Here is a 6,332-nt window from a genome sequence, read left to right as displayed (position 1 = left end):
CGGGCGCCCAGCCTGCCGACGCTGGCCTGGTGGTGGCCGCGGCTGGCGCTGCTGCTGGCGCTGGCGGCGACCGGCTACGCGCTGCTGCGGCGTAGTCAGGCGCTGCTGCTGGCACCGCTGCGTGTGCTGCAGCGCCTGCTCGGCACGGTCGCCGTGCTGAGCCTGGCCGCACTGGGCGTCGGCGGCCTGCTGATCGGCTATGTCGGGCTGATGCAGGTCAGCGGGGCGAGCGGGGTCAAGGTCGCTTACGCGCCACTGGGCATCGTCGTGGCGCTGGTGTTCGTGGGGCTGCCGTTCGTGGTGCGGATCGTCCAGCCGGTGCTGGCCGAGGCCGAGCGCGAACTGGAAGAGGCGGCGGCCACGCTCGGTGCCGGGCGCTGGCAGACGGTACGGCGGGTAGTGCTGCCGACCCTGTGGCCGGCGGTGCTGACCGGATTCGCGCTGGCCTTCGCGCGCGGCGTCGGCGAGTACGGCTCGGTGATCTTCATCGCCGGCAACCTGCCCAATGCCACCGAGATCGCGCCGTTGCTGATCACCATCCGCCTGGAAGAGTTCGACTACGGCGGTGCCAGCGCGATCGCCGCGGCGATGCTGCTGTTGTCGCTGCTGTCGCTGCTACTGGTGAATGGGGCGCAGGCCTGGTTCGCGCGGCGCGGCAGGGCGGTGGCGTGATGGCGTCGGTCGTGTCCGCGCTGGCCGCGCACGTCCCCGGGCAGGCCGGTGCTGCCGCCGTCGCCGCGCACGTGCAGGCTTCGGTGGTCGACGAGCCGCGCTGGGTGAGGCTGTTGCTGATCGGCGGCGTGCTCGCCTTCCTGCTGGCGTTCCTGCTGCTGCCCTTGCTGCTGGTGTTCACCGAGGCGTTGCGCAGCGGCGTCGGCGTGTTCTGGCGCGCGATCTCCGATCCGGACGCGCTGGCGGCGATCCGCCTGACGCTGCTGGTGGCGGCGATCGTGGTGCCGTTGAACCTGGTGTTCGGCGTGGCCGCGGCCTGGGCGGTCAGCAAGCACCGTTTCCCCGGCAAGCGCCTGCTGGTGAGCCTGATCGACCTGCCGTTCTCGGTGTCGCCGGTGGTCGCCGGCCTGTTGTTCATCCTGATCTTCGGCCGCAACGGCTGGGCCTGGCCGTTGATCGACGAAGGCGTGTGGCTGCACCTGCCGCCGCTGGGCGACGTGTCGCTGCATCTGCCGCGCATCGTGTTCGCGCTGCCGGGCATCGTGCTGGCGACCACCTTCGTCACCTTTCCCTTCATCGCCCGCGAGCTGATGCCGCTGATGGAGCAGCAGGGCGACGACGAGGAGCTGGCGGCGCTGAGCCTGGGCGCCAGCGGTTGGCAGACGTTCCTGCGGGTGACCCTGCCGAACATCCGCTGGGGCCTGCTGTACGGCGTGCTGCTGTGCAGTGCGCGGGCGATGGGCGAGTTCGGTGCGGTGTCGGTGGTGTCCGGACAGATCCGTGGGCGCACCAACACGCTGCCGCTGCATGTGGAGATCCTCTACAACGAATACGCCTACAGCGCGGCCTTCGCCTGCGCCAGCCTGCTGGCGTTGACCGCGCTGCTGACGCTCGCCGTCAAGTCCTGGCTGCACTGGCGCCACGGCGCGGCGCTGGCCGCCACTCACCGACATTGAGGTTGCGATGAGCATTCGCGTACAGCATCTGGGCAAGCGCTTCGGCGATTTCGCCGCGCTCGACGACGTCAGTCTGGACATCCGCCAGGGCGAACTGCTGGCGCTGCTGGGGCCCTCCGGCTCCGGTAAGACCACGCTGCTGCGGGTGATCGCGGGACTGGAACATGCCGACCGCGGACGCGTGCTGATCCACGGCGAGGACGCCACCGCGCTGTCGGTGCAGGCGCGCCGGGTCGGCTTCGTGTTCCAGCACTACGCCTTGTTCAAGCACATGAGCGTGTACGAGAACATCGCCTTCGGCCTGCGCGTGCGCCGCGAGGCGCGCTGGAGCGAGGCGCGCATCCGCGCGCGGGTGCAGGAACTGCTGGCGCTGGTGCAGTTGCACGACCTGGAGCGACGCTACCCGGCGCAACTGTCCGGCGGCCAGCGCCAGCGTGTGGCGCTGGCCCGCGCGCTGGCGATCGAGCCGCGCGTGCTGTTGCTCGACGAACCGTTCGGCGCGCTCGACGCGCAGGTCCGCCGCGACCTGCGGCGCTGGCTGCGCGAGCTGCACGAACGCACCGGCCTGACCACGGTGTTCGTCACCCACGACCAGGAAGAGGCGCTGGAACTGGCCGACCGCGTGGCCATCCTCAACCGCGGCCGGGTCGAGCAGATCGGCAGCCCGGCACAGGTCTACGAGCAGCCGGCTTCGCCCTTCGTCTACGCCTTCGTCGGTGCGGTGAACCGGCTGCCTGCGCGTCTGCACGGCGGTGCGGTGCAGGTCGGCGGCTTGGCCTTGCCGGCGCCGTCGACGCCGCTGTCCAGTGGTCCGGTCGAGCTGTATGTGCGGCCGGAAGACCTGGCGCCAGGCAACGAGGGCTGGGCGGCGACGGTGCTGTCGATCCAGCGCAGCGGCCCGCGGCTGCGCTTGCGCGCGCAGCTGGCGCACGGCCACGACGAGGTCGAGGTGGAACTGCCGGCGGGCGAGGGGGCACCCGACTACGCGCCGGGCCAGCCATTGCACCTGCGCGCACGCCGTTTCGGGGTCTTCGCCCGGCCCGACTGAGGCGCCATTGCGCCCTGCCGATCGGCGACCGCCGCGCCTGCGCATTGGTGTGGCCAGCGGCTGCCTGCCCGGTCGCGGCCTGACCGCCACATCCGGACGAGGGCCTTCCCTGGCAGGCCGGCTCCCGCTGTCGGCGGCTCGCTGTGTCCGCGCTTGGCGCGAATCCGGGGTTTTGTGTCACGGCGTGGCATGCGCCGCGTGAAAAGTTGTTGCACTGCACGATCAAAGCAGTTAAAAAACCGTAAAGGCGCATCCGCCTCGTCGCTGCACCCCTTCCTCGTCAACCCTAGGAGAATGACCGGTGAACAAGACCACTCTCGCCCTGGCCGTCGCACTGGCCGCTTCGCCGCTCACCGTCCTGGCCCAGGACGAGCCCACCTCGCCGATCACCGGCTCCTATGGCGTGGTCAGCGACTACGTGTTCCGTGGCGTCTCCCAGACCAACAAGGGCCCGGCGTTCCAGGCCGGCCTCACCTACACCTCGCCGTTCGGCCTGTACGTGGGCACCTGGGGCTCCAACGTCGATTTCGGCGCGGGCGATCCGGATTGGGAAGTGGACGGCTTCGTCGGCTACAACGTCGATTTCTCGCCGGACTGGAACTTCGACGTGATGGTCAATCGCTACGGCTATCCGGGCGCCGGCAAGTCGAACTACAACGAACTGATCACCAAGACCAAGTTCCTCAAGACCTACACCCTGACCGTGGCCTACACCGACAACGTGTACAACCTGGACCGGGACAGCTTCTACTACGCGCTGGACGGGAACTGGTCGCTGCCGCAGGGCTTCAGCGTCGGCGCGCACGTCGGCCGCACCACCTACGAAAGCGCGTTGACCGCGTACCAGGACTACACCGACTACAACGTCAGCGTGGGCAAGATGGTCGGCCCGCTGGCGCTGAGCGTGGGCTACTACGACACCGACAACAAGGGCGCGGCGAACTTCACCGAGCGCCTGGCCGGTCACCGCGTGGTGGTCTCGGGCACGATCGCGTTCTGATCGCATCGTCTCGTGAAACGACGAAGGGCGCCGCGAGGCGCCCTTCGTCTTTTTCGGCATCGCATCGCCGCGTAGCCGCGGCGCGCGCATCACCAGCTCAGCACGACCTTGCCGGCCTTGCCTTCTTCCATCAGGTCGAAGCCCTTCTGGAATTCGTCGATGGTCAACTGGTGGGTCAGCACCTTGCCCAGCGGGAAGCCGGACAGCACCAACTGGGTCATCTTGTACCAGGTCTCGTACATCTTGCGGCCGTAGATGCCCTGCACGGTCAGGCCCTTGAAGATGATCTTGTCCCAGTCGGCGCCGGCGCCGCGCGGCATGATGCCGAGCATGGCGATCTTGCCGCCGTGGTACATGCAGTCGAGCATGTCGTTGAACGCGCGCGGATTGCCGCTCATCTCCAGGCCCACGTCGAAGCCTTCCATGTGCAGGTCGGCCATCACGTCCTTGAGCGAGGTGTTGGCGACGTTGACCACGCGGGTCGCGCCCATGTCCGCGGCCAGCTTCAGGCGGAAGTCGTTGACGTCGGTGACCACCACGTTGCGCGCGCCGATGTGCTTGCAGATGCCCGCGGCGATGATGCCGATCGGGCCGGCGCCGGTGATCAGCACGTCCTCGCCGATCACGTCGAACTCCAGCGCGCAGTGCGCGGCGTTGCCGTAGGGATCGAAGAACGCGGCCAGTTCGGACGGGATCTGGTCGGGGATCGGCCACAGGTTGGAGGCCGGCATCACCATGTACTCGGCGAAGGCGCCGTTGACGTTGACGCCGATGCCGACGGTGTTCGGGCACAGGTGCGGACGCCCGCCGCGGCAGTTGCGGCAGTGGCCGCAGACGATGTGGCCTTCGGCCGAGACACGCTGGCCGACCTCGTAGCCGGTGACCGCCGAGCCGAGCTGGGCGATGCGGCCGACGAACTCGTGGCCGATGGTCAGGCCGGGCTTGATGGTGCGCTGGCTCCACTCGTCCCACAGGTAGATGTGCAGGTCGGTGCCGCAGATCGCGGTCTTTTCCAGCTTGATCAGCACCTCGTTGGGGCCGGGCACCGGCACCGGCACCTGTTCCAGCCAGATGCCCTTGGCGGCCTCGCGCTTGACCAGCGCCTTCATTGTTTGCGCCATGTCGGTGCAGATTCGATGGGAAGAGGGCGCGCAGTATAAGCGCCCGGCCGACGCGGCCATGTTGCGGCGCGGTCAGGGTGCCATTGGTCACGGTCCGGCCACTTGATGACAGCCGTTACACTCTAACGTCTGTCATCAAGGAAGCTATTCGATGCGTTCGAATTCGTTGGCTGTCGCCATCGCCGCCGTGGCCGCCCTGTCCGGCGCCTCCGCCGCCCACGCTGGCGAGGGCATGTGGGTCCCGCAGCAGTTGCCGGACATCGCCGGGCCGCTGCAGCAGGCCGGCCTGAAGCTGTCGCCGCAACAACTGTCCGATCTCACCGGCGACCCGATGGGCGCGGTCGTCTCGCTCGGCGGCTGCACCGCCAGCTTCGTCTCGCCGCAGGGCCTGGTGGTGACCAACCACCACTGCGCCTATGGCGCGATCCAGCTCAACTCCACTCCGCAGAAGAACCTGATCCGCGACGGCTTCAGCGCCGCCAGCCAGGGCGCCGAACTGAGCGCGGGCCCGAACGCGCGCATCTACGTGCTCGACCGCATCACCGACGTCACCGCGCAGGCCAAGGCGGCGATGGCCGCGGCCGGCAACGATGCGCTCAAGCGCACGCAGGCGCTGGAGGATTTCGACAAGGCCCAGGTCGCCGCGTGCGAAGCCGATGCCGGCTACCGCTGCGAGCTGTACAGCTTCTCCGGCGGCAACACCTACCGCCTGTTCCGCACCCTGGAAATCCGCGACGTGCGCCTGGCCTACGCGCCGCCGTCGGGCATCGGCAAGTTCGGCGGCGACGTCGACAACTGGATGTGGCCGCGCCACACCGGCGACTTCTCGTTCTACCGCGCCTACGTCGGCAAGGACGGCAAGCCGGCCGCCTACGCCAAGGACAACGTGCCGTACCAGCCCAAGCACTTCCTGAAGTTCGCCGACCAGCCGCTGGGCGCCGGCGATTTCGTCATGGTCGCCGGCTACCCGGGCCGTACCAACCGCTATGCGCTGGCCTCCGAATTCGACGCCACCGCGAGCTGGGGCTACCCCACCGCCGCGCGCCAGTACCGCGACCTGATCGCGCTGGTCGAGCAGGCCGGCAAACAGAGCCCGGACATCCAGGTGAAGTACGCCGCGACCATGGCCAGCTGGAACAACGTCGCCAAGAACTACGAGGGCCAGCTGGAGGGCTTCAAGCGCATCGACGCGGCGGCCAAGAAGCACGCCGAGGAAGACGCAGTGCTGGCCTGGCTCAAGCGCCAGGGCGGCGAGGGCAAGGCCGCGCTGCAGGCGCATGCGCAACTGCTGGCGCTGGGCGAGCAGGCCAAGGCCACCCGCGATCGCGACCTGGTGCTGCGGCAGATGCGCCGCACCGGCGTGCTCGGCAGTGCGGTGTCCCTGTATCGCCTGTCGATCGAACGCGCCAAGCCGGACGCCGAACGCGAGCCGGGCTACCAGGAGCGCGACCTGCCCGAGATCGAGGGCGCGATGAAGCAGATGGAGCGCCGCTACGTCGCCGCCATGGACAGCCAGTTGCAGCGCTACTGGTTCG

At 68.9% G+C, this 6,332-nt stretch carries 6 protein-coding genes; 5 read left to right on the top strand and 1 reads right to left on the bottom strand.

Translation table 11 applies throughout. From position 1 onward, the window contains the following. The 4 genes from D183_RS25550 to D183_RS0121225 form a co-directional block, all read left to right on the top strand. The coding region (locus tag D183_RS25550; protein WP_017910769.1) for an ABC transporter permease subunit at positions 1 to 672 on the top strand (672 nt) is incomplete at its 5' end. Beyond that, positions 672 to 1,628 carry a sulfate ABC transporter permease subunit CysW gene (gene cysW / locus D183_RS0121235; RefSeq protein ID WP_017910768.1) on the top strand — a complete coding sequence of 319 codons (957 nt, stop codon included), beginning with the start codon at positions 672 to 674 and terminating at the stop codon, positions 1,626 to 1,628. The genes D183_RS25550 and cysW, both read left to right, overlap by 1 nt. Before the next feature lie 7 nt (positions 1,629 to 1,635). Next, positions 1,636 to 2,676 (top strand): sulfate/molybdate ABC transporter ATP-binding protein, encoded by a 1,041-nt coding sequence (locus D183_RS0121230; RefSeq protein ID WP_017910767.1) that lies wholly within the window; start codon positions 1,636 to 1,638, stop codon positions 2,674 to 2,676. Positions 2,677 to 2,977: 301 nt separating this feature from the next. Beyond that, complete coding sequence (locus D183_RS0121225) at positions 2,978 to 3,676, top strand: TorF family putative porin (protein ID WP_017910766.1); 699 nt, start codon at positions 2,978 to 2,980, stop codon at positions 3,674 to 3,676. An 89-nt stretch (positions 3,677 to 3,765) separates the two neighbouring features. Here the strand turns inward: D183_RS0121225 and tdh are convergent, their stop codons facing one another. Further along, on the bottom strand, positions 3,766 to 4,797 hold the full coding sequence (tdh, locus tag D183_RS0121215) for an L-threonine 3-dehydrogenase (protein WP_026144724.1): 1,032 nt from the start codon (positions 4,795 to 4,797) through the stop codon (positions 3,766 to 3,768). A 151-nt stretch (positions 4,798 to 4,948) separates the two neighbouring features. Here tdh and D183_RS0121210 point away from each other — a divergent pair. Continuing rightward, positions 4,949 to 6,332: S46 family peptidase (locus tag D183_RS0121210; RefSeq protein ID WP_017910764.1), on the top strand; the 1,384-nt coding region annotated here is incomplete at its 3' end.

The organism is Xanthomonas sp. SHU 199 (assembly GCF_000364665.1).
Classification (GTDB): Bacteria; Pseudomonadota; Gammaproteobacteria; order Xanthomonadales; family Xanthomonadaceae; genus Xanthomonas_A; species Xanthomonas_A sontii.
Note: the sequence above shows the minus strand (reverse complement) of the source record. Positions and strands in the feature narration are given on the sequence as shown.